This window comes from Brucella sp. NBRC 12953 (assembly GCF_040369775.1).
In the GTDB taxonomy this organism is placed as follows: Bacteria; Pseudomonadota; Alphaproteobacteria; order Rhizobiales; family Rhizobiaceae; genus Brucella; species Brucella pseudogrignonensis.
The window spans coordinates 548,041-572,412 of record NZ_BAABSV010000001.1 but is presented as its reverse complement, the minus strand read 5'-3'; the positions used below and the strand labels follow the sequence as shown (position 1 = coordinate 572,412).

Genomic DNA, 24,372 nt, shown 5'->3' with positions numbered 1-24,372 from the left:
AAATAGCCCATAAAAACAACGGATCGTCACACTTTTAAAAATCAATAGCGGCATAGAACATGGCAAACATGCCATCTACTACGATTACGACAAAGATCGCTTTGACCACAGAAGCAGTAACGCGACGCCCAAGCGATTCTGCGCTGCCGCCGACCTTCATGCCTTCAACCGAGGCGAGAATGCCAATGATCATTGCCATAAACGGCGCTTTAATGAGGCCAGCGAAATATGTATTGAGCGCCACTGCATCATGCAGACGGCTGATAAAAGCTTCCGGTGAAATATTTGAGTAAAACCAGGCAACGCCTGCGGCACCGATCAAAGCCGCAAGATCGGCGATGATTGTCAGCAGCGGCAGAACGACGACGAGTGCCACAAGACGCGGAAACACCAAAACGCCGACCGGATTAAGACCGATAACCGTAAGCGCGTCTGTTTCCTCGCGCATTTTCATCGAACCAATTTCAGCGGTAATCGCACTTCCTGAACGGCCCGCGATCATGATGGCGGTCAACAAGACACCCAGTTCGCGCAGTACAAGAATACCGACCAGATCGACAACAAAGATTTCAGCGCCAAAATAGCGGAGCTGAAAGGCACCCTGCTGTGCGATAATCGCACCAACAATCGTCGACATAAGTATAATGATCGGAATGGCACCAACGCCCATACGATCCATCTGTGTGACGATAGCCGGGATAGGAATACCACTGCCGCGACCAGCTTTCAGCTGAGCTCCACGGATGGTAGCGCCAAGAATATGCATGGCCATTTTGAAATCGTCATAGATCGAGACGACGCCTCGGCCCAGCGATTCCAGCATACGAATAATGACGAATGGCTTTTTGACTTGCGGCACATCAAGTGTACGCTCGACGGCATTACCGACCTCTTCCATAAGCGGAAGCCAGGCGGGCTTAACACCCTCAAGACGAACATCAATATTTTGAGACTTCAGCCTCTGACGCAGACGCTCTATGAGCCATGCACCAGCCGTGTCGAGGCCTGCCACGTCAGTCGCATCTATGATGACTGCCTGCGAACCGCCAACTTTTTCAAGCTCGCGCATTTTCTTGTCAACGAAGTTGACGCTTTGGGAAACCCAGCGTCCGCTCAGGCTAACAAGACGCGCGCCATCGTGCTCGGCCAAATCAATCTTTGGCGCGACATTGGCAGCAGTACTTGCTTTGTCGGCAGTGTCGGTCAACATGGCCTAACCTCATACACGAGTCGTTGCACGACCGAAATACTGCGTCCTAAAGGGCATATCCATGCACAATAGCTTGAAAATCATTCATGAACGCTATCCCATCGCTGGGAAATTCACAATCTCCCGCGGCTCGAAGACTGAAGCCGCAGTGATCGTATGCGAGATCGGGCATAATGGCCTATTGGGGCGCGGCGAATGCGTTCCATATGCACGCTATAGCGAATCAATTGAGAGCGTAAGCGAACAAATTGAAGCCGTGCGCTCAGCTATTGAAAGCGGTGCCACACGTCAGGATATTCAGACGCTCATGCCAGCAGGTGCAGCCCGCAATGCGGTTGATTGTGCAATGTGGGATTTGGAAGCCAAACTCTCTGGCAAGAGTGTCGCCGATACACTTGGCACACCAACGCGGGCGCTGGAAACCGCCATTACAGTGTCGCTCGGAACGCCCGAAGAAATGGCGGAATCGACTGCGAAGGTCGCGCATTACCCTCTAATCAAAGTGAAAATGGGCGGCGACAACGATATCGAGCGTATTCACGCAGTTGCCGATGCGGCTCCAAACAGCCGCATCATTATCGATGCAAATGAAGGCTGGACTGAAGATAATATCGAAGAAAATATGGCTGCCGCAGCCAAAGCAGGCGTGGTTCTGATTGAACAGCCCCTGCCCGCCGGTAAAGATGATATTCTAAGCCGCATCGAACGCCCGGTGATTATATGCGCCGATGAAAGCGTTCATACGTCTGTCGGTTTGGAAGATCTCGCCAAGCGCTATGATGCTGTGAACATCAAGCTCGATAAGGCTGGTGGCCTGACCGAAGGTTTGATTATGCGCGAAAAGGCTACTTCGCTCGGGCTGCAAATCATGGTTGGCTGCATGGTTGGTACATCGCTTGGCATGGCGCCTGCCGTTTTGCTTGCGCAGAAAGCCGATGTCGTTGATCTGGACGGTCCGCTGTTATTGGCACACGACCGTGATCCGGGACTGCGCTATGACGGGGCATTGGTTTATCCGCCAGAGGCGACTGTCTGGGGTTGATTCTCGGTTCTGCTGAAAGATTTTGCGACACTCTTCGTTGACGACAGAACGTTTTCGAAGATGTCCGCACAGGCTTCCCATGTGAAAGGCTTGAGCACTTCAGCGGGATCAAAGGCTGGCATTTCAAGTGCCGCAATGCATGCTTCATGCAAATCTTCGGACAAAACCCCCGCTCCTGTTGCGCCCACAACATCGGATGATCCCGGTACGGGAAATGCCGCCACAGGCAGGCCCGACGAAATGGCTTCCAGCAGAACGAGGCCAAACGTGTCGGTTCTGCTCGGAAACACAAACACATCCGCCGATGCATAGACACGCGCGAGGTCTTTGCCCTCTTTCTTGCCAATGAAAACGGCTTCAGGAAAACGGGTTTTCAAATCGTCGAGTGCCGGACCATCACCGACGATCAATTTCGTTCCCGGCAGTTTCAACTCCAGAAATGCTGGCAGGTTCTTTTCTGTAGCGACGCGTCCGACGCAGATAAAGACCGGCTGCGGCAGGTCCCTTTTAACATCGTCGCGTGGATGAAAAAGCGTGCGATCAACACCGCGGGTCCAAAGCTCCAGCCCTGTAAAACCACGTCCATGCAAATCGTCGAGGATTGATTGGGTTGGAACAAGTGTATGAGACGCCGCATTATGAAAACGGCGCAAGAACGCATAAGTCCACTTTGGCGGAATTGGAAACCTGTCCTGAAGATATTCAGGAAAGCGGGTGTGAAAGCTTGTTGTAAAGCTCCAACCCATTTTAAGACATGCACGCCGCGCCATGAAGCCCAGCGGACCTTCGGTGGCTATATGCACATAGTCCGGCTGCAATTTCACGAGCCGTCGGCGGAAGGCTGATGGGGTCGTCATGGCCAGACGAATTTCGGGATATGTCGGACAAGGTACCGAACGGTAATCCTGTGGAGAGATGACAATCACCTCATAGCCACGTTCGGTCATCAGTTCACAGCATTTCGCCAGCGTTCTCACAACGCCATTTACTTGTGGATGCCAGGCGTCTGTTACGATGACCAGTTTCTTCATCTGCTGCCATTCACCGCTTTTCGGGCTGCTCTCGGAAGCCTGATTATTCTTCCACCTGGATTTGCGTCTTGCACGGCAGGGAGTGATGGTTTCTGGCCCAGACGTTCAGTCCATTCGAGCAACTCCATGCGTCCATCGAAATGCTCGACAACCGCTGTGCAGCTTTCTACCCAATCGCCGGTGTTGATATATTCAACGCCGTTCATCTTCTCGATGGTCGCATGATGGATGTGACCGCAGATAACGCCATCGACGCCGATGCGTTGTGCTTCTTCTGAAACCACGTCTTCAAACTTGCCGATGAAGTTGACCGCTTTCTTGACGCGGAATTTAGCCCAAGCGGAAAACGACCAGTAACGCAGACCAAACATTGCACGCACGCGGCTCATGATCGTGTTGATCCAGATGGCCGTATCGTAAGCCCAGTCACCGAGATAGGCGATGAAACGAGCATTGCGCACCACAACATCGAACTGATCGCCGTGAATGACGAGGAATTTACGTCCGTCCGCCGCTTCATGAATAGCGCGGTTCATCACTTCGATGCCGCCAAAATGCGTACCCTGAAAATTGCGCAGGAACTCATCGTGGTTGCCGGCAATATAAATGATTGTCGCGCCCTTGCGGCTTTTGCGCAGAAGCTTCTGCACAACATCGTTGTGCTCCTGTGGCCAATGCCAGTTGCGTCGCAGACGCCAGCCATCAACGATATCACCAACCAGATAGATCGTTTCAGCATCATGGCAACGCAGGAAGTCCAGCAAAAGTTCGGCCTGAGCCGCTTTGGAGCCAAGATGCACGTCAGAAATAAACAGAGTGCGGTATTTCTTTGACTCAGTCTGTTCATCGCTCATTTGGTTGTCCTTCCGATGGCAACCCGGATTTGAGCGCAGAAAACCCGATTCATGTCACAGACATATGACGGTCAAAAAAGAGACGCAAAGCCAATAACTTCGCGTCTCTCAAACAAAATTTTCAGTATATCTGAATGTTTATCTCAGGGGCTGAGATCAAATATGTCGATGCAAAACTAAGTGACTGTATCAAGCTTGGGACCAACATAGATCGACTGTGGACGAATAAGTTTGTTCTCTTTTATTTGTTCACGGCAGTGTGCAACCCAACCCAATGTTCGCCCCATGGCAAATACGGAGGTGAAAGCTGCGCGAGGGATATCAAGCTGTTCAAGCAGTAAAGCCGTGTAAAATTCGACATTGGTTGACAGCATTCGTTCCGGCTTATGCTTATTCAGAACAGCGATTGCTGCAGTTTCCACCGCTTCAGCCAAATGCAGCCTGTCTTTGTTAGCGTTTTTGCTCTCTATAATGCGATGAAGCGCGGCTTTGATTACAACGGCCCGGGGATCACGAATGCGGTAAATCCGATGACCAAACCCCATTAAACGCTCACCTTCGGAAACAGCCCTATCCAGCCAAACTTCTGCATTCTTGGCATTTCCAATCGCGTCCAACATATCAAGCACAGGAGCAGGTGCTCCGCCGTGAAGTGGGCCTTTCAAAGCGCCGATTGCGGCCAGAATTGATGACGTCATCCCCGCCTGTGTCGAAGCAACCACACGGGCAGCGAAGGTCGATGCATTCAAACCGTGATCAGAAACAGATACGAGGTAGCTATTGAGGGCCTGAACATCAATTTCCTCCGGCATCCTGACATTCATCATACGTAGAAAGTCGACGCTATGCGGAAGAGAAGGATCGGGAGACAGCATCTGTCGTCCACGTTTCATACGCATAATGGCAGGAGTGAAAACAGCCGGAGCTGCAACCATATAAAGAGCGGCTGTAAGGTCATCTCCGTCGGGGATTCTGGCCATCAGCGCACGCACGACTTCTATCGGCGGCAGTTCAAGCAACACATCGTCTATTGCATCGGTGTGATGAAAAATCTGAGCACGAGCCTCACCGAGCGCACGCTGAAGTTCCTCTCCCTTGGGAAGGTCATCAAACAAGCCATCCCATAGAAGCTCAATACAATCCTCAAAACTGGTATGAGGAACAAGATTATCGAGCGATCGCCCACGAATGATGAGTTTTCCCGAAAGACCATCGACATCCGACAAAACGGTTTCGGCGACGACAATATTTTCAAGGCCACTGCGCATGACACATATATCCTAGTCTGTTTACTGAATTTTACTAAGTATAAGCCTCCAAAAATTAAACGAAACAGTGCTATATAGTTAGCTATTAAAGTAATTTCTTATATAAATTATCCCAGATAATGAGGGATACAAATTTTCAAAATCGAAGCGATATTCCCGGTAAAATTAAGGTCGCAATTATTTGAGTGGTAAAAAAGCGCGGAACAGGTGGACATTTCCGCGCGTCAACCAAAATCCGGTTGATTGCGACATTGGCTTGGTGGCATGTCTGTTGCCATAAAAGAAGCTGTTTCACTCGAAATACCATTCAACTGCGGAATAACTGCTTCTCGAAATCGGGCCTATAGTGATTTGATAGTTTGAGATAAGAACGATAATGGCTCAAAAGACGCAAATAAGCGTCCCTGCGCGGTTTCCTCCCCCAGCTGCGCGCATGAACCGGAAAGCGATGCGATAATGACGAATAAAAAGACCCCCTCCACTTCCACGCGTTCGGATTTTGACGAAGCGGCCCTGTTCTTCCACCGCTACCCGAAGCCGGGCAAGCTGGAAATTCAAGCCACCAAGCCGCTCGGAAATCAACGCGACCTTGCGCTTGCTTATTCGCCAGGCGTCGCCGCCCCCTGCCTCGCCATCCATGAAGATCCCGCTGCAGCTGCCGAATATACGGCGCGTGGCAATCTGGTCGCAGTTATTTCAAACGGCACCGCGGTTCTTGGCCTTGGCAATATCGGCGCACTTGCATCCAAGCCAGTGATGGAAGGCAAGGCCGTTCTCTTTAAGAAATTCGCGGATATCGATGTTTTCGACATTGAAGTCGATGCACATGAAATCAACCGTATCGTTGATGTTGTATCCGCACTCGAACCGACCTTTGGCGGTATCAACCTCGAAGACATCAAGGCACCTGAATGCTTTGAAGTTGAAGAGCAACTGCGCGCCAAAATGAATATTCCGGTCTTCCATGACGATCAGCATGGAACGGCAATTATTGTCGCCGCCGCAGTGCTCAATGGACTGGAATTGGCTGGAAAAGAAATTGGCACTGCCAAGATTGTAACTTCAGGCGCTGGTGCTGCGGCGCTTGCCTGTCTTAACCTGCTGGTTAATCTTGGCGCCAAGCGCGAAAACATCTTTGTCTGCGATATTGAAGGCGTGGTCTATGAAGGCCGCAATACGCTTATGGATCGCTGGAAGGAAGTGTACGCACAGAAGACCGACGCACGCGTGCTGGCCGATGTTATCGGCGGCGCAGACGTTTTCCTCGGCTTGTCGGCGGCTGGTGTTCTGAAGCCTGAGCTTCTCAAGCAGATGGCTGAAAAGCCATTGATCATGGCACTGGCTAATCCAAATCCAGAAATCATGCCGGAAGCTGCGCGCGAAGCACGCGCCGATGCTATGATCTGCACAGGACGTTCAGACTATCCGAACCAGGTCAACAACGTCCTCTGCTTCCCTTACATCTTCCGTGGCGCACTTGATGTGGGTGCGACTGCAATCAATGAAGAAATGAAGCTCGCAGCGGTTCGTGCTATTGCAGCATTGGCTCGCGAAGAACCTTCTGATGTTGCTGCCCGGGCCTATTCGGGTGATACACCGACTTTCGGACCAGATCACATTATCCCATCGCCATTCGATCAGCGTTTGATCCTGCGTATCGCTCCTGCGGTTGCCAAGGCTGCGATGGAAAGCGGTGTTGCAACGCGTCCAATCGAAGACTGGGAAGCTTATACCGACAGGCTGAACCGCTTCGTCTTCCGTTCCGGCCTCATCATGAAGCCAGTCTTCGCGGCAGCCCGCGCGCAGAGCAAGCCGATGCGCGTGATCTATGCTGACGGTGAAGATGAACGTGTATTGCGTGCTGCTCAGGTGGTTATCGAAGAACGTATTGCTGCACCAATCCTCGTTGGTCGTCCACACGTTATCGAAACACGCCTTCAGCGCTACGGTCTAAAGATTCGTCCAGGCACTGATTTCGATCTTATCAATCCAGAAGATGATCCACGTTACCGTGATTATGTCGACCTTTATCTGTCCTATACGGGCCGTCAGGGTGTGACCCCTGAGGCGGCACGTACAATCGTACGTACCAACTCGACGGCAATTGCAGCGCTGGCTGTGATGCGCGATGAAGCAGATGCCATGATCTGTGGTCTGGAAGGACGCTTTGAGCGCCATATGCGCGTCGTGAAGCAGATTATCGGCAAGCTTCCAGGTATCAGCGATTATTCTGCCCTCAGCCTGCTAATTTCGCAGCGCGGCGCACTGTTCCTCACCGACACTTATGTCAGCGTAGAACCGGAAGCCGAAGAAATCGCTGAAATGGCAATTCTGGCTGCCAAGGAAATCAGCCGTTTCGGAATTGAACCAAAGGCTGCACTCGTTTCACATTCCAACTTCGGATCGAAAGAATCCGCAAGCGCAGAGAAGATGCGTCGGGCCGCAGCGTTGCTGGCAGAAAAAGCTCCAGAGCTTGAATCTGATGGTGAAATGCATGGCGACTCTGCGCTTTCGCAAGCTTTGCGGGATCGTGTATTCCCGAACTCGCGCCTCAAGGGCGAAGCAAACCTTCTGGTTTTCCCGAACCTTGACGCGGCAAACATCACGCTAAACGTGGTCAAGACGGTGACTGATGCACTGCATGTTGGGCCAATTCTGCTCGGCACAGCGCGCCCTGCTCACATCCTTACGCCGTCAGTTACATCGCGTGGCGTTGTGAATATGACGGCTCTGGCAGTTGTTGAAGCACTTCAGCGCTCGGGAGAGTTGAAGAAGTAAAATAGAATAAGAACTTGCCATAATATATATTATCAATGTATAATAAACGCCAAGTATGCATAATCATACTTGGCGTTTATGCTTTCTTAAATACAATACATAACAATCGATACGTACGAACAAACAGGACGGGCTTGTTCTATGATGATTGCTTGTAGACGTTTTTTTCGCCTGGCATCGCCAGCGATGGTGTTAACGACCGCATTATTGATAGCCGGCTGTACAACCACCCAACCGGTGCAGCAATGCTCTCCAAAAGAGAAAGCGCGATTGTCGAGCAATGTTGCATCGACGAAAGCAAAACTTGAACAAAGCAAAGCTCAGCTTGCACGGACTCGTACTGAACTATCAAAGCAAAGCTGTTTCAGTGCGGGCAAATCCACATCGTGCACGCGCCTTAAGACACGAGCCGATAAACTGCAGTCGGACGTTAAAACTCTTGAAAACCAGCTCTCTGAGCTAAACGCCACGATAGCTGGCAGATCGCACGCTGGTCGATATGTTCAGGCATGTTCAGCGACTTGGGCACCCGCTCGAAAAGCGCAGAAGGCTGCTCCCAGAAAAACAGCCTCAAACAAAATATCTAAAAACGACCAGACTAAAGTCGCGAAAACCGTAAGTGAACCGGTCGAAGATTTCGTTGTTCCACCATACGAAGCATCGGAATCGAGTTACGCGCCGACATCACAACCAAAAGTTCAACCAACTGACTATATCGCTCCGACAGCAACCACACCGCCAGCGGAGCGCACCTATACGGAAAGCTCGAAAGTTAGAGTAGTCGGGTCTTCGTTCTATCCGGACCAAGCAAAACCAGTAGGTCCGCAAGCTCCGGACCATGCGCCTGTCCCGTAAGGGCGATACGCAGGGGCATGAATAATGTCTTGCCCTTGCGTCCCGTCGCGATCTTCACAGCATCGGTCCATGTTTTCCAGGTCTGCTTATCCCAAGGAGCTGCAGGTAGCAGTTTAAAGGCTTCCTGCACAAACACCTGATCTTCTTCGGCTAGCTCCGGCTTTTCCGGCAGATCGCCATTGATGATCTGCCACCAATGAGCCGCATCGTTGAAACGCTCAAGATTGCCACGAACAGTTGCCCAAAAAGCCTCTGCCTGATCGCCTGAAATGCCGAGTGCTTCGAGACGCTCTTTCGCTTTCTCAAAAGGCATATCATGCAGCAAAGCGCGGTTAAGCGTATCAAGTTCTGCTGGATCAAACTTTGCCGACGACTTTGAAATCGCAGCCAGATCAAAACGTTCTGCCAAGGCATCCATATCGATCGCAGCCGAAACGGACTCGGATGTTCCGATCAGAATGGCCAGCGAAGCGACAGACATCGGCTCATAACCGCTTTCACGTAAGCTACCGACCGAAAGAGCGCCAGAGCGCTTGGAAAGCCCTTCGCCCGAAACCGTGGTGAGCAGGTTGTGGTGGCCAAAGACCGGCGGTTCGGCACCGAGCGCCTTGAAGATTGCAATCTGCACGCCCGAATTAGTGACATGGTCGTCGCCACGGATGATGTGGGTGATGCCAAGATCAATATCATCAACAACTGATGGCAGCGTGTAGAGATAAGTGCCATCTTCGCGAACCAGAACCGGATCGGACATGGAAGCCAGATCTACAGTCTGTGGTCCACGCACCAGATCATCCCAATGGACTTCGGTGCGTGTGGTTGCGAAAGGATCGCTTTCAAAGTTTGGTAGAAGGAAGCGCCAGTGCGGCTTGCGGCCCTCAGCTTCGAAAGCTGCCTTTTCATCATCGGTCAGCTTCAGAGCTTCGCGGCCATAGACTGGCGGCAAACGACGCGCGAGTCGCAGCTTGCGACGGCGTTCGAGTTCGTCGGCCGTTTCATAGCAGGCATAGAGAAGACCGGCCTGCTTCAGCTTCTCGACAGCCTTGGCATACACATCAAAGCGCTTTGACTGATATTCGACCCGGTCAGGCGTGACACCCAGCCATGCGAGATCAATGGCAATAGCATCGGCATATTCCTGCCTGGAGCGTTCAACGTCTGTATCATCGTAACGCAGAATAAAATTGCCGCCGTTCTTCTTGGCGTAAAGCCAGTTTGAAAGTGCGGTACGTGTATTGCCAATATGAATATACCCCGTCGGCGACGGTGCAAAACGAACTGTTACGGTCATTATGAAATCTCTCAGCGGTCGCGGAAGCGGTTCGTTATTGGATAACGACGATCACGTCCGAAATTCTTCTTGGTAATTTTGACACCAGGCGCAGATTGGCGGCGCTTGTATTCTGCCAGATTAAGCAGGTGCTCGATGCGTTGCACCGTCTCAAGTTGATGGCCACGCGCGACGATCTCGGCATTGCTCATTTCGTTTTCAACGAGGCATTCGAGAATGTCGTCCAGCACCGGATAAGGTGGCAAACTGTCCTGATCTGTCTGGTTTTCACGCAATTCTGCGGATGGCGCTTTTGTGATGATGTTTGTCGGGATAATCTCGCCAGAAGGGCCAAGGCTGCCAACCGGAACATTGTTGTTGCGCCATTCGGACAGAGCAAAAACCTGCATCTTATAGACGTCCTTGATGGGGTTGAAGCCACCATTCATGTCGCCATAAAGCGTTGCATAGCCCACCGACATTTCCGACTTGTTGCCTGTGGTCACAACCATCGAACCGAACTTGTTGGAAATTGCCATAAGGATGGTGCCGCGTGCGCGGCTTTGCAGGTTTTCCTCAGTAACGCCGCTCTCAGTACCTTCAAACATTGGCTTCAATGCAGACAGGAAGCCTTCGACAGGCTCAGCGATAGGCACAATATCGTAACGCACGCCGAGCGCCTTCGCGCAATCAGCAGCGTCTTTCAACGACTCTTCCGAGGTGTAGCGATATGGCAGCATCACGCAGCGCACGCGATCCTTGCCAAGCGCATCGACACCTAATGCCGCGCAGATTGCGGAGTCGATACCACCTGACAGACCAAGCACGACATCCTTGAAGCCGTTCTTGTTCACATAATCACGCAGACCCAGCATACAGGCCGCATAATCAGCTTCCAAACCTTCTGGCAGCTTTGCCTTTTCGGCTGCTTCGCAATGCCAGCCCTCGCCGTCCCGCTTCCAGACAGTTAGCGTAATCGCTTCCGCAAATTGCGGCATCTGCAGGCTAAGAGTCTTGTCGGTATTGAACACAAAGGAACCACCATCGAAAACCAGTTCATCCTGCCCGCCAACCTGATTGGCGTAGAGCATCGGAAGTTCGGTTTCGATAACCTGTTTCAGAACAACCTGATAGCGGCGTTCGATCTTGGCGCGGTGATAAGGCGAACCGTTTGGCACCAAGAGAAATTCAGCGCCGCTTTCAGCTAGCGTTTCGGCTACTCCGAGGTCGCCCCAGATATCTTCGCAAATCGGAATACCAATGCGCACACCGCGGAAATTAACCGGACCTGGCATTGGACCCGGCTGGAAGACGCGCTTTTCGTCAAATTCGCCGTAATTCGGCAAATCGACCTTAAAACGCTCGGCAATAATTTCGCCGCCATCCAGTACAGCAATCGAATTATGCAAACCGCTATTGCGTTGCATAGGCGTGCCGATAATAACGCCCGGGCCGCCGTCAGCGGTGTCTTTGGCTAGCTCACCAACAGCCTTTTCACAGGCCGCGACAAAGGCAGTCTTCAGCACAAGATCTTCCGGCGGATAACCTGCAATGAACAACTCGGTGAACATCACAAGGTCGGCGTTCATTTTGGCTGCTTCTGCGCGGGCTGCACGAGCCTTGGCAAGATTTCCGGCGATGTCGCCCATAACAGGATTGAGCTGTGCAACGGCAATACGAAGCATATCGAGATTCTCGCTGGTGCTGATCATGCCCAAGCTTTAGCGCGCTTGTGCAATTAATTGCAACGGATGGAGTTCAAGAACGGCTGTTCTTTGTCAGATCATATAGGTCGTAATAAGAATATAGCCCCATGTGGCAGCTACAAACACAATCGCGATCAGGACGGCGAGCGACCCGCAATCCTTGGCAATCTGAATTTCTTTATGAAAATCACGCGAGACTGCATCGCAAGTGGCCTCAATACCCGTGTTGAGCACTTCAACCAGAATGAGGAACAGGATCGATCCCGTCATCAGCAGAAATGCCAGCGCACTAGGAGCCAGGAAAAATGCGATTGGCAGCGAAAGCAGAAACAGGACAAGCTCCTGCTGAACCGCTTTCTCGTGCTTGGCCAAATGCCGGAGAGCACGCATTGAATTGAGAAACGCCAGAATAATCCGCTTCATCGATGCCCCCAAGTGAGTTTTCGCCAAAATCAATAAGCGAATTCAGCCGAAACACAACAGGGCGGAGGATAAATCCTCCGCCCTGTGTTGAATTGATGTGGCTTGATCCGACTAGGCGTTAACGGCCTGCTTTTCCGCGCCCGAGTCACGTTCCTTCTTGAGCAATTCTGCCAAAAGGAAGGCCAGTTCCAGCGCCTGATCCGCGTTGAGACGTGGATCGCAATGCGTGTGGTAACGGTCGTGCAGGTCTTCCGCCGAAATTGCGCGAGCGCCGCCGGTGCATTCGGTGACGTTCTTGCCAGTCATTTCGACATGAATACCGCCCGGATGCGAACCTTCGGCACGATGAATCGCGAAGAAGGATTCCACTTCCTTGAGGATGCGGTCGAACGGGCGCGTCTTGTAACCGCCTGCGGTGATCGTGTTGCCGTGCATCGGGTCACAAGACCAGACGACCTTGCGGCCTTCACGCTCAACAGCACGGATGAGCTGTGGCAGATGATCGCCGACCTTGTCGTAACCGAAACGAGCAATGAGCGTCAGACGACCTGCTTCGTTTTCTGGGTTGAGAAGATCTATCAGACGGATGAGATCATCCGGCTGCAGCGATGGGCCACATTTCAGACCGAGCGGGTTCTTGATGCCACGGCAATATTCGATATGCGCATGATCGGCCTGACGTGTGCGGTCGCCAATCCAGATCATGTGACCTGAAGTGCCGTACCAGTCGCCAGAAGTCGAATCGACGCGTGTGAGCGCTTCTTCATAGCCAAGCAGCAATGCTTCATGGCTGGTGTAGAAATCGGTTTCACGGAGCGAATGATTGCTATCGGAAGTGATCCCAATGGCACGCATGAAGTTCATCGTTTCCGAAATGCGCTGTGCGAGAGCTGCATAACGCTCTGCCTGCGGGCTTTTGCCAACAAAGCCGAGCATCCACTGATGCACGTTCTCAAGGTTAGCGTAACCACCCTGCGCGAATGCACGCAGCAGGTTCAGCGTTGCAGCAGACTGGCGGTAAGCCATGTCCTGACGTTGCGGATCAGGGATACGCGAAGCTTCATCGAAATCGATGCCGTTGATGATGTCGCCACGGTATGATGGCAGCTCGACGCCATTGAGCGTTTCCATGTCGGAAGAACGCGGCTTGGCGAACTGACCAGCAATACGGCCAACCTTAACAACAGGCTTGGAGGCACCAAACGTCAGAACAACGGCCATCTGCAAAAAGACGCGGAAAAAGTCGCGGATATTATCCGCGCCATGTTCTGCGAAACTCTCCGCACAATCGCCGCCCTGAAGCAGAAATGCCTTGCCTTCGGCAACATCCGCGAGTTGGTTCTTCAGCTTGCGGGCTTCACCTGCAAATACGAGCGGTGGATAGGTACGAAGGCGAGCTTCAACATCGGTCAGAGCCTGTGCGTCTGGATAAAACGGCACTTGCTTGATCGGTTTGTCTCTCCAGGAATTCGGGGTCCAGTTCTTCGTCATTTCACACCTGTTTTAATTATCCGCGCGATTTCTCTCGGATTTTGTCCTCCTTAACACGAAAGCCGGCATCCGTTTCTATTGGACAACTCAATGCCCAAACACGGAAACCGGCATACGTGATCGCGTTGATATAATGTAGTCGCTCGCTTTATACCAGCAAGAATCGTTAACAGGATCAGCGTGCGACGAAAGATTTAGCCGTCGACCTTTTCTCCGTTCACAACGCGGTAGGTCGGCTTGTACATCGTGACCAGTTCTTCAGCCGCTGTGGGGTGAACGGCCATGGTGCGGTCGAAGTCATCCTTCGTTGCGCCAGCCTTGAGCGAAATGCCCAGAAGCTGTGCCATTTCACCGGCATCCGGCCCCATGATGTGGGCGCCAACAACCCTGCGGCTCTTGGCGTCAACGATGAGCTTCATCAGCATCTTTTCGTTACGGCCAGACAGCGTGTTCTTCATCGGGCGGAACAAGGCGCGATAGACTTCCAATTCTGGATACTTCTTCGCAGCTTCATCTTCCGGCAATCCAACGGTGCCGATTTCAGGCTGCGAGAAGACTGCAGTGGCGATCAGCTCATGATCCGGCTTGGTTGGATTGTCCTTGAAGGCGGTCTCGAGGAAGCACATGGCCTCATGGATTGCCACCGGTGTCAGCTGAACGCGATTGATAACGTCACCGACGGCCCAAATATTGGAAACACTGGTGCGCGAATAGTCGTCGACTTCGATAGCACCCTGCGCGTCGGTTTTAACGCCAGCCTTTTCGAGACCAAGGCCCTTCGTGTTAGGCTTGCGGCCGATAGCCATCATGACCTGACCGACATTGAGTGCCTCACCATTGGTCAGTGAAACTTTCAGTTCGCCGTCAGACTGCTTTTCGACCTTCTCAAAAACTGCACCACAGATGATACGGATGCCTTTTGCTACCATCGTTTCATGGAGCAGATGACGGAGGTCAGGATCAAAGCGCGACAGGATTTCTTTGCCGCGGTAGACAATCGTGGTTTCAACGCCGAGACCGTGGAAAATATTGGCAAACTCGACAGCGATATAACCGCCGCCTGCAATGACGATTGCTTTCGGCAGTTCCTCCAAATGAAATGCTTCGTTGGAGGTGATGCAATATTCTGCGCCCGGTAGAGAGTCGTGCACACTTGGGTGCCCACCGGTTGCAATCAGAATCTGGTCAGCGGTTACGCGACGACCATCTGCTTTCAGCTCAATAGTATGCTCATCGATAAGCTCGGCGCGGCTTGCAAAAATATCGACCTTGGAATTTTCCAGACCTTTTCGATAAAGGCCCTCAAGGCGGGTAATTTCGTTGTCCTTGGCTTCGATCAGCTTCTTCCAGTCAAAGCTCGATTTGCCAACTTCCCAGCCATAGCCAACGGCGTCTTCAAAATGCTCGGGAAATTGCGAAGCATAGACAAAGAGCTTCTTGGGAACACAACCACGGATAACGCATGTTCCACCCATGCGATATTCTTCGGCCAGACCAACCTTCTTGCCCATGGCACCGGCCAGACGCCCTGCCCGGACACCGCCGGAACCACCGCCGATAACAAAAAGATCATAATCGTAGTCGGCCATGGTGCTCTCCATTCAAAATCAACACTGCGCTTTATGTAAGCAAAAGAAAAAGCCCGGCCAAGTCGCCGGGCTTCTAAATTTTAGTTTACTGCAAGCAATTACTGCTGCGCTGGCTGCTCAGGGGTAGCTGGGGCAGCAGTTGCGCCAGCCTGCGCTGCGAGAACTTCTGCAACACCGGTTGCGAGGTCACGAGCAATGCCGTTCTGCCAGATATTTGCAGCCTTAACGACTTCACGAGTCACGATTGGACCTTCAGCGAGAAGCTTCTTGCCTGCTTCCGAGGTGTAGAAAGCCGAAATTGCCTTGAGTTCATCTTCGCTGAATGCGTTTGCATAAGCGCGGGCAGATTCGGTTTCGAGGTCTGCGCGACGCGACGCAAGAGCGAGAGCCTTGTCATCAACGGTCTTGGTGATGAGAGCTTCGAGATTCGGATCTTTCTGGATGAGTTCACCCTTCAGAGCGCGAGCTGCACTTGGCAGGATCTCATCAAACTGCTCCGTCGCATTGATAGAAGCGATCGCTGCGCGTGCAGCTTCCAGATGCGAAGCGGAAATTTCCTGTGCAGAAGCCGCATGAACGCCTGACATCAGGACAAGTGCGGAAAACGGTGCAATCAGACGGCGGAAGCCAGTTGCCGGGATCATATGGTCGGTACTCCGTTCAAACAATTCGTGTCGGCGCTTCAAGGCCGGTTCATGGTTCGGATACCGTCAGCGCCTGCGATAATCGCGGCCCGTGCCAGTCCGATGAAAAGTCCATGCTCAACAACGCCCGGTATGGCGAAGAGAGCGTCAGATAGAATCTTTGGATCGGGAATGCGGCCAAAAGATGCATCCACGATATAATGTCCACCATCCGTTACAAACGGCGAGCCATCTTTTAACCGCAGGACCAGTGGACCTGCAAGGCCACATTGCGATGCTGCCAACTCAATGCTGCGCAAAGTTGCGCCAAGACCGAAACGATTAACCTCAATCGGCAGCGGAAAGCGTCCAAGCGCTTCAACAACCTTCGATCCGTCCGCAATAACAATCATTGAGTCGGATGCAGCCGCGACAATCTTTTCACGAAGAAGCGCACCACCGCCGCCCTTTATAAGCGACAGATTGGCATCGACTTCGTCCGCACCGTCAATGGTCAGATCGAGATGCGGCGTTTCTTCGAGTGTCGTCAGTGGAACACCGAGTTCAGCGCAAAGAGCAGCAGTCCGCTCAGATGTCGGCACACCGATGATCTTGAAACCACCGTTTACCTTTTCGGCCAGCAGACGCACGAATTCTTCGGCAGTTGAGCCTGTTCCAATTCCCAGACGCATTCCGTCCTTGACGTGCGTCAGTGCCTCTGCAGCGGCGGCGATTTTCAGCTTGCGTGCTTCATCCATGCCTGAATTCCTATATTCCCAGCGGATTCTCAGCCGGCTCCGTGAACGCCTCTAGCATGTGCGTGCAGCGCAACAAAGCGCTCAATACAAAATATCGCGATTTTTGCGATAGGCTCTCGTTTCTGCGAGCAATTTGGCCTATTTGAGAAAGCGTTTAGCAATGCGCTCGCAAGTATCATTCCTGAAGGAAGTCACATGTCTGCTGTCAATTCCAAGCCCATTATCGTTTTCGATCTCGACGGAACCCTGGTCGAAACGGCTCCGGACCTTTTGGACAGTCTGAATCATTGCCTTGCTATTTCAGGCCTGCGGACCGCTGATAGTGAATCTCTGCGCCGCTTCGTTGGACAGGGCGGCCGCGTCATGATCGAGCGCGCTTTTGCAGCGCAGCAGAAGCAGGTCGATGACGTGAAGCTTGATCACCTTGTCGAAGAGTTCCGTGAACATTATGCAGCGCATATGCCGGGTCACTCGACATTTTATCCTGGCGTTCTTGAAGCAATGGATCGCTTCAGCGCGAATGGTTACACCTTGGCGGTCTGCACAAACAAGTTTGAGGCTCTGGCCGTCAAATTGCTGACTTCTATGGGTGAAGCCAACCGTTTTGCAGCAATTTGTGGTGCAGATACCTTTGCTTATCGCAAGCCTGACCCACGCCACCTGACAGATACGATTGCCAAAGCGGGCGGAAATCGCGACCGCGCCATCATGGTTGGCGACAGCCGTACAGACATCGACACGGCCAAGGCAGCTGGTATTCCTGTGGTTGCCGTAGATTTCGGTTATACTGACTTGCCGGTACAGCACTATGAACCGAGCCGCGTCATCTCTCACTATGATGAGTTCACGCTCAATATGGCTGAACAGCTTCTGGAAGCAGTTGCAGATCAAGTCTGAAATAAGGATTGAGAATATGAAGCGATTTCTAATATTTACTGCTGTTTCCTCAACAGTATTATCAGCTAGCGCTTTTGCTCAAGACCAAGCACCGACAGGATTGCCAGGCGTAGAACCGCAGAAGCCTATTGTATCTGCGCCTCCGCCTGCCCCGGAACCCAATTCGCAACCCGCCGGAAGCTGGAAAAACTTCCGCGTCGGCAATACCGATGTTTCGATTTCCGGCAGTGTTACAGTCGATGTCGGAACCGGTGGTAGCCGCAGCTCAGGGCGCTAATCGTTCAAGTGCAGACAAGACAGCGGGAAGTTGGTTCGGCAAATCCTCTGCAATAAGCCCGTGACCGAAGCGTCGTCCAGCGTCAGCGTGTATCCACACAGCTGCACTTGCCGCCTCAAAGGCTGGCATCCCCTGTGAAAGCAGTCCGCAAACAATACCCGCCAGTACATCGCCGGATCCAGCTGTTGCGAGAAACGCTGTACCGTTTGCGTTGATAATGGCACGACCGTCAGGCGCAGCAATCACCGTATCAGGACCTTTATAGATCACGACGGCATTTGCGCAGCTTGCGGCTTTGCGCACTTTATCCGTCTTTGAACTATCTGCTTCCGCAGCAATATCCGGGAAAAGACGTCTGAACTCGCCTTCATGTGGCGTGAGCACAAGAGCCGTATGCGCACTACGCTTGGCCTTAAAAAGCTGATCTGGCTTATTTTCAAATGCCGTTATGCCATCCGCATCGAGCACCACCCCTTTCAGATATTCTGCCTGCCCATCAATCGCGGAAAAGAGTGCCAAAGCATGATCTCGCGCAAATGACGGGCTGCCATATCCCGGACCGAGCACACAGGCAGCTACTTTGCGATCCTTCACGAATGTCTCTACATCTTTGATATTGCGGGTTTCGCGTACTATGATGCTCGTCAGATGCGCGGCATTTGTCAGAAGTGCATCAGGCGGCGATAAAAGTGTAACTGCCCCGGCACCACTCCGTGCCGCAGCCATTGCTGACAGTCGCGCGGCACCGGTTGAATGCGCAGGTCCGGAAAAGACAACCGCGTGACCACGACTATATTTGTGCGCGTTGATTGAAAGCTGCGGCAGCTGACCTCGCCAAAGCTCAGGTGAGTTTTCAAATGTCTGGGGTTTGATAGTGGTCAGAACGTCATCAGCAATGCCAATCTCTGCAACATGAAGAATTCCGCAATGTGCCCTGCCCGGTTGCAGCAAGTGGCCCGGCTTCTTGCGAAAAAACGTCACCGTTGCGCGTGCATTGACGGCTCCACCCGATATTTGTCCGTTCTCGCCGGAAATACCGCTCGGTAAATCGACAGCTATAACCGGAATGCCGGATGCGTTTAACTCTCCAATAACGGAAGCTTCGACACCCCCGATGCTACGCGTGAGGCCTGCACCATATAGCGCATCAATAACGCATGCAAAATCGGCCGGCGAAAACGCACTGAGCCGACGCACTTCTCCTTTATAGAACAGCAATGCCCGCATCGCGTCGGAGCCCTGCCGGGGCTGCGCAGTGCCAAAGCACATGACATCCATGCCAGCCTCAAGCAGAAACTGCGCGGCTACATAACCATCCCCACCATTATTTCCGGGTCCGCAAAGAACGGCTATCGGCCCCTTACCTGCAAACATGCCCAGAGCCGCATGCGCGACCGCATGACCGGCGGCAAGCATCAGTGAAAAACCATCACGCGTGCCAGATTCGATAGTCAGTCGATCCGCACTCGACATTTCCGCTGGTGTCAGCAGTTCAAACATGGCTTCCACTTCCCCTTATTATCGAAGTGATTAATTACGCGGCACTTGCGCTCCATCAAGATTGATTAACTTCTGCGCATTTTGTCTATTTTTTATGCATCGCTAACAAGCTCGAAACCTTGTTGAATATCTTTCATACGGACAGCCTTGTCTCAATGACAATAATAATGCCACTCTGGGCCAAAGAAAGTTGCACTTCTGAAATTACTGAAAATGCGCTAGCCTTGACTTTGGTGCCATTTTCTCTGGGAATGACAGGGCAACTTCGGGAATTTTTGCTTGAAAAAGCAAGGAACTTAAAAAATTTGATCGGCATAGATCGAGTTGGCACAGTTCATGCTTCTATATTTACGAAACGGGCACAATGTCCATTTCCGAACAAGAGCGGAGACAATTCTCTGATGAAAAAGATCGAAGCCATCATTAAGCCTTTCAAGCTCGATGAAGTGAAGGAAGCCCTTCAGGAAGTTGGTTTGCAGGGTATTACTGTAATTGAAGCCAAGGGTTTCGGCCGACAGAAGGGCCATACCGAGCTTTACCGTGGCGCGGAATATGTCGTCGATTTTCTTCCAAAAGTGAAAGTCGAAGTCATCGTCGCCGACGAAACCGTCGATGGCGCCATTGAAGCTATCCGCAAGGCAGCCCAGACGGGCCGCATTGGTGACGGTAAGATTTTCGTCTCCAATATCGAAGAAGTTATCCGTATCCGTACCGGCGAATCCGGCGTGGACGCGATCTAACGAAACCAAGTCTACCGACCATCGTCGTGCAAACAGGATACCAAAATGACGACTGCCAATGACATTCTGAAACAGATCAAAGACAACGACGTCAAGTTTGTTGACCTCCGCTTCACAGACCCAAAAGGCAAACTGCATCACGTTACGATGGATGTCGGCCTGATCGATGAAGAGATGTTTGAAGATGGCGTCATGTTCGACGGCTCTTCGATTGGTGGCTGGAAGGCTATTAATGAATCCGACATGGTTCTCATGCCAGATCCGGAAACGGCTCACATTGATCCGTTCTTTGCTCAGTCCACACTGGTAATTCTCTGCGACATTCTTGATCCGATTTCGGGTGAAGCTTATGGCCGCGATCCACGCACGACTGCAAAGAAGGCTGAGTCCTACATGAAGTCGCTCGGCATTGGCGACACTGTTTACGTCGGCCCGGAAGCTGAATTCTTCGTATTCGATGACGTCAAGTACAAGGTCGATCCGTTCAACACCGGCTTCAAGCTCGATTCGACCGAACTGCCATCGAACGATGATACCGATTACGAAACCGGCAATATGGGCCATCGCCCACGCGTCAAGGGTGGTTACTTCCCTGTTCCACCAGTGGACAGTCTTCAGGACATGCGCTCCGAAATGCTCACCGTTCTGACGGAAATGGGCGTAACGGTTGAAAAGCATCACCACGAAGTGGCTTCAGCTCAGCACGAGCTGGGTACAAAATTCGACACGCTCGTCCGCAACGCCGACAAGATGCAGATCCAGAAATATGTCGTGCATCAGGTAGCCAATGCCTACGGCAAGACTGCAACCTTCATGCCAAAGCCAGTTTTCGGCGACAACGGCTCGGGTATGCACGTTCACTTCTCGATCTGGAAAGACGGCAAGCCAACCTTCGCTGGCAATGAATATGCCGGTCTGTCGGAAAACTGCCTGTACTTCATCGGCGGCGTTATCAAGCACGCCAAGGCTGTGAACGCATTCACCAACCCATCGACCAACTCCTACAAGCGTCTGGTCCCTGGCTATGAAGCTCCAGTCCTGCTGGCTTACTCGGCTCGCAACCGTTCTGCTTCCTGCCGTATTCCATTCGGTTCGTCGCCGAAGTCGAAGCGTCTTGAAGTTCGCTTCCCGGATCCATCAGCAAATCCATATCTCTGCTTCTCAGCGCTGCTGATGGCTGGTCTTGATGGCATCAAGAACAAGATTCATCCGGGCCAGGCCATGGACAAGGATCTCTACGATCTGCCTGCAAAGGAACTGAAGAAGATCCCAACCGTTTGCGGTTCGCTTCGTGAAGCCCTGCAGGCGCTCGACAAGGATCGCGAATTCCTCAAGGCTGGTGGCGTATTCGAGGACGACCAGATCGATAGCTTCATCGAACTCAAGATGGCTGAAGTGCTGCGTTATGAAACAACGCCGCATCCGGTTGAGTTCGATATGTACTACTCGGTTTAATCGGGATTGCGCGTGGCAATCAGAGATTGCCACGCGCTCCGGTTACTTCTTTAAAGCGCCTCTTATGCGAAAACCGTTTTACGATTTTGGGGATGCGCTTGAGTTACCGAGGGGAACGACGTGCCAGAAGGCGCGCGAAAGAAAACCCGGCGAAAGCCGGGTTTTCTCTTTTTATACAGTTTGTTACAGCTATTAGATAAATAATAACTAGAGCGCTTGAAGTACGCGGGCTGCGACCATCATTTCGCCTAGACGCGTCTTACGACGTGCCTGCGCTTCAGCATCTTCGCCCCAATGTTCGACGGTCCAGTCTTCATCGAGATGGGCACGGTTCCAACCGTCTTCGACAGAGACTTCACCTTTGGCAATTGCCAATGCAATCAGTGCGGAGCCGGTCAGCGTGGTCATCGTGTGGAGCGATGCCAGCGCAATAGGATTCTTGAATTCCGACAGATGAATGCCGAAAGCTGAAATTGCTTCACGTGACTGTTCGACATGCATCACACCTTCTGCAAGCGCAAAACGTGCGCCAAGGCTCTCAGCCCAATCGATCAGCGGGTCCCATTGCTCGGTCTGGCGAGCAACAAGCTCTTTCGGGCTTGCGGCGCGGTAACAGATCATGTCCGTTCCGGCAAAACGCAGAATGTCTTCGAAAACCGCCTGCGGATCTTGAGCAATGCCATCAATCGCGGTGTTCACCAAACGCGTTGCAGGCATTTTGGAAGGATCTATAACTTCCACCTGTGCACGGAATTCTTCCGCAATAATTTCCGCAGCTTCGCTTGTTGGGAGAAGCAGAACAGCCCGTGCCGGTGTTTTGACCGGACGACCATCGAGATGCACGGTGAACCCGCCTTCGGTTTCGGCAACTTCAGCTTTTTCATAAAAGCGCTTTGGCAGCGGTGTGCGCATCAATTCCTGAGAGCGCTTTACCGGGTCGGTTTGCGAAATCGGCATTTCAGCTTGGGGATCGCTCAGAGTGTCGCGCATAATAATATCCAATTATTGTAGGTCAGGATGCGAAAGCATCCATTTCATGCAGAATCGCATGAAGCTCTTCAGGCTTGTTCATGACATAATGGGCGCCTGCATCTTTCAGTGCGTTAGGCTTATGATAGCCCCACGAAACACCAGCGGCACGCGCACCCGCTGAACGAGCCATTTGCATATCGTAAATCGCATCGCCGATCACGATTGTTCGCTCTGGTTCTATCCCCATTTCGGCACAGGATTCAAGCACCATAGCCGGATGAGGCTTGGACGGGCAATCATCGGCGGTACGAACGGTCATGAAATGATGTCCAATGCCATGACGTTCGAAAATCGAACGCACGCCACGCTGCGACTTACCGGTAACGATGCCTAACAACAAATCATCGCGACTGCCAAGCTCAGTCAGAAGTGGCAGAATACCGTCATAAAGCGGCTCTGCAAAATCAGGTTTCTGACGGTACTTTACAAAGTTTTCCTTGTAACGCTGCGTGAGCCAGTGCGCCTGTTCGTCAACTTCGCGACCGAGCAACTGCGCAATGGCGATTGGAAGAGAAAGACCGATGATTGAGTGGGTCTGCTCGATTTCAGGCGGAACAAGTCCAGCGTCAACAAAGCTGGCGACCATGCAATGGTGAATAGTGTCACCACTATCGACAAGCGTGCCATCACAATCAAAGAGAACGAGTTTCATCGGGCGGCTCCGGCTTTTGCTGGTCGATTGATGATAATGAGGCCTAGCCCGATCAGACCGAGTGCCGCAAAGATTTTCCAACCTAGTGGTTCATTGAGCAGCAGTCCGCTGAGGAGTACGCCGAAAGCTGGCGTTAGGAATGCAAAGTTGGACAGTTTGGACGCCGGATAGCGACGCACCATCCAGAACCACAATGGATATGTCACAGCTACCACGAACATTGACTGAAATAGAAATGACAGAACCGAGAGCATATCGGGATCGCGGATCAATGGTCCGCTCAAAGTCATGAATGGCAACGGCACGAGTGCTGCCACGGCAAGCTGATAAAGCAACGTCTTCTCAGGCGCAGCACTTGCAAGCTTCGACCGCTTAATGACGAGTGTAGTCATTCCCCAAAGCATACCGGAAATCAGTGCGAGCAGATCGCCGTAGACCGCATTGGGGCCGGGACGGCTGATATGATCTGAAAAGACCACGAAAACACCAAGAAACGCCACGCACATGCCTATGAAGGCACGCATGGACATTCGTTCGCCCAAAAGAAAATGACTGCCGATGGCTACCCAGAACGGCATGACATTCATCATCAGCGTGACACGTCCCACACTGGTCAGTTCCATCGCCAGAAAGATCAGAACAAATTCGACACCAAAAAGAAGACCGGCCAGAATACCCGGCTTCAGTGTGCCATCACGGCCAAACAGCGGAATGCGCTTCCAGTAACACCAGAGAAAAACGCAAAGGCCGCCTAAAGCTGCACGACCTGCGGCCATGAGCATGGGATTAAAGCCGCGATTGCCTATCTTGATGGCAACCTGGTTAAGCCCCCAGGTGAACATGATGAACATGACGAGGGCAATTGCCAGCCCGTCGAACGACACCCGGCCCTGAACCGATCCTCCCCCCGTAGCCGACATC

20 protein-coding genes are annotated in these 24,372 nt (G+C 52.2%); 5 read left to right on the top strand and 15 right to left on the bottom strand.

What is annotated here, in order from left to right; translation table 11 throughout:
- Window positions 1-34: 34 nt before the first annotated feature.
- A complete protein-coding gene (locus ABWV94_RS02825) occupies window positions 35-1,210 on the bottom strand; it encodes an ABC transporter permease (RefSeq protein ID WP_064320610.1) in 1,176 nt (391 codons plus the stop codon).
- A 61-nt stretch (window positions 1,211-1,271) separates the two neighbouring features.
- On the opposite strand from ABWV94_RS02825, the gene dgcA reads away from it, so the two are divergent.
- Window positions 1,272-2,252, top strand: a complete 981-nt coding sequence (dgcA, locus tag ABWV94_RS02820) for an N-acetyl-D-Glu racemase DgcA (protein ID WP_113498821.1) — start codon at window positions 1,272-1,274, stop codon at window positions 2,250-2,252.
- Here the strand turns inward: dgcA and ABWV94_RS02815 are convergent.
- The 3 genes from ABWV94_RS02815 to ABWV94_RS02805 all read right to left on the bottom strand — a co-directional run bounded on the left by ABWV94_RS02815 (window position 2,222) and on the right by ABWV94_RS02805 (window position 5,405).
- Window positions 2,222-3,283: a glycosyltransferase family 4 protein gene (locus ABWV94_RS02815; protein ID WP_113498819.1), complete on the bottom strand. Its 1,062-nt coding sequence runs from the start codon at window positions 3,281-3,283 to the stop codon at window positions 2,222-2,224. The two genes, dgcA and ABWV94_RS02815, sit on opposite strands and share 31 nt — an antisense overlap.
- Complete coding sequence (locus ABWV94_RS02810) at window positions 3,280-4,137, bottom strand: UDP-2,3-diacylglucosamine diphosphatase (RefSeq protein ID WP_087510648.1); 858 nt, start codon at window positions 4,135-4,137, stop codon at window positions 3,280-3,282. Before ABWV94_RS02810 ends, ABWV94_RS02815 begins: the two co-directional genes overlap by 4 nt.
- Before the next feature lie 176 nt (window positions 4,138-4,313).
- On the bottom strand, window positions 4,314-5,405 hold the full coding sequence (locus tag ABWV94_RS02805; RefSeq protein ID WP_113498817.1) for a citrate synthase/methylcitrate synthase: 1,092 nt from the start codon (window positions 5,403-5,405) through the stop codon (window positions 4,314-4,316).
- A gap of 456 nt (window positions 5,406-5,861) precedes the next feature.
- Between ABWV94_RS02805 and ABWV94_RS02800 the strand changes: the two genes are divergently transcribed.
- A complete protein-coding gene (locus tag ABWV94_RS02800; protein ID WP_007874938.1) occupies window positions 5,862-8,183 on the top strand; it encodes an NADP-dependent malic enzyme in 2,322 nt (773 codons plus the stop codon).
- 772 nt (window positions 8,184-8,955) lie between these two features.
- Here the strand turns inward: ABWV94_RS02800 and gltX are convergent.
- The 7 genes from gltX to rpiA all read right to left on the bottom strand — a co-directional run bounded on the left by gltX (window position 8,956) and on the right by rpiA (window position 16,898).
- A complete protein-coding gene (gene gltX, locus ABWV94_RS02795) occupies window positions 8,956-10,329 on the bottom strand; it encodes a glutamate--tRNA ligase (RefSeq protein ID WP_113498815.1) in 1,374 nt (457 codons plus the stop codon).
- An 11-nt stretch (window positions 10,330-10,340) separates the two neighbouring features.
- Entirely contained in the window at window positions 10,341-12,020 is a 1,680-nt protein-coding gene (locus ABWV94_RS02790; protein ID WP_112804800.1) for an NAD+ synthase, read from the bottom strand.
- Between the two features lie 66 nt (window positions 12,021-12,086).
- Entirely contained in the window at window positions 12,087-12,437 is a 351-nt protein-coding gene (locus tag ABWV94_RS02785; protein ID WP_007874929.1) for a diacylglycerol kinase, read from the bottom strand.
- Between the two features lie 111 nt (window positions 12,438-12,548).
- On the bottom strand, window positions 12,549-13,928 hold the full coding sequence (locus tag ABWV94_RS02780; protein ID WP_007874927.1) for a class II 3-deoxy-7-phosphoheptulonate synthase: 1,380 nt from the start codon (window positions 13,926-13,928) through the stop codon (window positions 12,549-12,551).
- A gap of 194 nt (window positions 13,929-14,122) precedes the next feature.
- On the bottom strand, window positions 14,123-15,517 hold the full coding sequence (gene gor / locus ABWV94_RS02775; protein ID WP_113498811.1) for a glutathione-disulfide reductase: 1,395 nt from the start codon (window positions 15,515-15,517) through the stop codon (window positions 14,123-14,125).
- 98 nt (window positions 15,518-15,615) lie between these two features.
- Window positions 15,616-16,161 (bottom strand): DUF2059 domain-containing protein, encoded by a 546-nt coding sequence (locus ABWV94_RS02770; RefSeq protein WP_064320600.1) that lies wholly within the window; start codon window positions 16,159-16,161, stop codon window positions 15,616-15,618.
- Between the two features lie 38 nt (window positions 16,162-16,199).
- Complete coding sequence (rpiA, locus tag ABWV94_RS02765) at window positions 16,200-16,898, bottom strand: ribose-5-phosphate isomerase RpiA (RefSeq protein ID WP_007874915.1); 699 nt, start codon at window positions 16,896-16,898, stop codon at window positions 16,200-16,202.
- A gap of 195 nt (window positions 16,899-17,093) precedes the next feature.
- On the opposite strand from rpiA, the gene ABWV94_RS02760 reads away from it, so the two are divergent.
- Complete coding sequence (locus ABWV94_RS02760) at window positions 17,094-17,795, top strand: HAD family hydrolase (protein ID WP_079211843.1); 702 nt, start codon at window positions 17,094-17,096, stop codon at window positions 17,793-17,795.
- A 265-nt stretch (window positions 17,796-18,060) separates the two neighbouring features.
- On the opposite strand, the gene ABWV94_RS02750 is transcribed toward ABWV94_RS02760, so the two are convergent.
- Window positions 18,061-19,572: an NAD(P)H-hydrate dehydratase gene (locus ABWV94_RS02750; protein ID WP_113498809.1), complete on the bottom strand. Its 1,512-nt coding sequence runs from the start codon at window positions 19,570-19,572 to the stop codon at window positions 18,061-18,063.
- 401 nt (window positions 19,573-19,973) lie between these two features.
- On the opposite strand from ABWV94_RS02750, the gene ABWV94_RS02745 reads away from it, so the two are divergent.
- Both ABWV94_RS02745 and glnA read left to right on the top strand, forming a co-directional pair.
- A complete protein-coding gene (locus ABWV94_RS02745; RefSeq protein ID WP_007874909.1) occupies window positions 19,974-20,312 on the top strand; it encodes a P-II family nitrogen regulator in 339 nt (112 codons plus the stop codon).
- A gap of 45 nt (window positions 20,313-20,357) precedes the next feature.
- Window positions 20,358-21,767 carry a type I glutamate--ammonia ligase gene (gene glnA, locus ABWV94_RS02740; protein ID WP_007874907.1) on the top strand — a complete coding sequence of 470 codons (1,410 nt, stop codon included), beginning with the start codon at window positions 20,358-20,360 and terminating at the stop codon, window positions 21,765-21,767.
- Window positions 21,768-21,974: 207 nt separating this feature from the next.
- Here glnA and ABWV94_RS02735 read toward each other — a convergent pair whose 3' ends face one another.
- From ABWV94_RS02735 to ABWV94_RS02725, 3 genes are read right to left on the bottom strand one after another with little or no spacing between them, the layout of a single operon-like run.
- Entirely contained in the window at window positions 21,975-22,757 is a 783-nt protein-coding gene (locus ABWV94_RS02735; RefSeq protein WP_064320597.1) for an ATP12 family chaperone protein, read from the bottom strand.
- A gap of 22 nt (window positions 22,758-22,779) precedes the next feature.
- The gene (locus tag ABWV94_RS02730; protein WP_113498807.1) at window positions 22,780-23,451 is read right to left on the bottom strand and encodes an HAD-IA family hydrolase; all 672 of its coding nucleotides are present in this window, start codon (window positions 23,449-23,451) and stop codon (window positions 22,780-22,782) included.
- Window positions 23,448-24,371: a DMT family transporter gene (locus ABWV94_RS02725; protein WP_007874901.1), complete on the bottom strand. Its 924-nt coding sequence runs from the start codon at window positions 24,369-24,371 to the stop codon at window positions 23,448-23,450. Before ABWV94_RS02725 ends, ABWV94_RS02730 begins: the two co-directional genes overlap by 4 nt.
- Window position 24,372 lies beyond the last annotated feature (1 nt).

Coding starts and splice junctions, on each gene's coding strand:
- ABWV94_RS02760 (WP_079211843.1), top strand. CDS start 17,094: ATGTCTGCTGTCAATTCCAAGCCCATTATCGTTTTCGATCTCGACGGA.
- ABWV94_RS02750 (WP_113498809.1), bottom strand. CDS start 19,572: ATGTTTGAACTGCTGACACCAGCGGAAATGTCGAGTGCGGATCGACTG.
- ABWV94_RS02770 (WP_064320600.1), bottom strand. CDS start 16,161: ATGATCCCGGCAACTGGCTTCCGCCGTCTGATTGCACCGTTTTCCGCA.
- ABWV94_RS02735 (WP_064320597.1), bottom strand. CDS start 22,757: ATGCGCGACACTCTGAGCGATCCCCAAGCTGAAATGCCGATTTCGCAA.
- rpiA (WP_007874915.1), bottom strand. CDS start 16,898: ATGGATGAAGCACGCAAGCTGAAAATCGCCGCCGCTGCAGAGGCACTG.
- ABWV94_RS02805 (WP_113498817.1), bottom strand. CDS start 5,405: ATGCGCAGTGGCCTTGAAAATATTGTCGTCGCCGAAACCGTTTTGTCG.
- ABWV94_RS02785 (WP_007874929.1), bottom strand. CDS start 12,437: ATGAAGCGGATTATTCTGGCGTTTCTCAATTCAATGCGTGCTCTCCGG.
- ABWV94_RS02800 (WP_007874938.1), top strand. CDS start 5,862: ATGACGAATAAAAAGACCCCCTCCACTTCCACGCGTTCGGATTTTGAC.
- ABWV94_RS02825 (WP_064320610.1), bottom strand. CDS start 1,210: ATGTTGACCGACACTGCCGACAAAGCAAGTACTGCTGCCAATGTCGCG.
- glnA (WP_007874907.1), top strand. CDS start 20,358: ATGACGACTGCCAATGACATTCTGAAACAGATCAAAGACAACGACGTC.
- ABWV94_RS02790 (WP_112804800.1), bottom strand. CDS start 12,020: ATGATCAGCACCAGCGAGAATCTCGATATGCTTCGTATTGCCGTTGCA.
- ABWV94_RS02730 (WP_113498807.1), bottom strand. CDS start 23,451: ATGAAACTCGTTCTCTTTGATTGTGATGGCACGCTTGTCGATAGTGGT.
- ABWV94_RS02780 (WP_007874927.1), bottom strand. CDS start 13,928: ATGACGAAGAACTGGACCCCGAATTCCTGGAGAGACAAACCGATCAAG.
- dgcA (WP_113498821.1), top strand. CDS start 1,272: ATGCACAATAGCTTGAAAATCATTCATGAACGCTATCCCATCGCTGGG.
- gltX (WP_113498815.1), bottom strand. CDS start 10,329: ATGACCGTAACAGTTCGTTTTGCACCGTCGCCGACGGGGTATATTCAT.
- ABWV94_RS02725 (WP_007874901.1), bottom strand. CDS start 24,371: ATGTCGGCTACGGGGGGAGGATCGGTTCAGGGCCGGGTGTCGTTCGAC.
- ABWV94_RS02745 (WP_007874909.1), top strand. CDS start 19,974: ATGAAAAAGATCGAAGCCATCATTAAGCCTTTCAAGCTCGATGAAGTG.
- gor (WP_113498811.1), bottom strand. CDS start 15,517: ATGGCCGACTACGATTATGATCTTTTTGTTATCGGCGGTGGTTCCGGC.
- ABWV94_RS02810 (WP_087510648.1), bottom strand. CDS start 4,137: ATGAGCGATGAACAGACTGAGTCAAAGAAATACCGCACTCTGTTTATT.
- ABWV94_RS02815 (WP_113498819.1), bottom strand. CDS start 3,283: ATGAAGAAACTGGTCATCGTAACAGACGCCTGGCATCCACAAGTAAAT.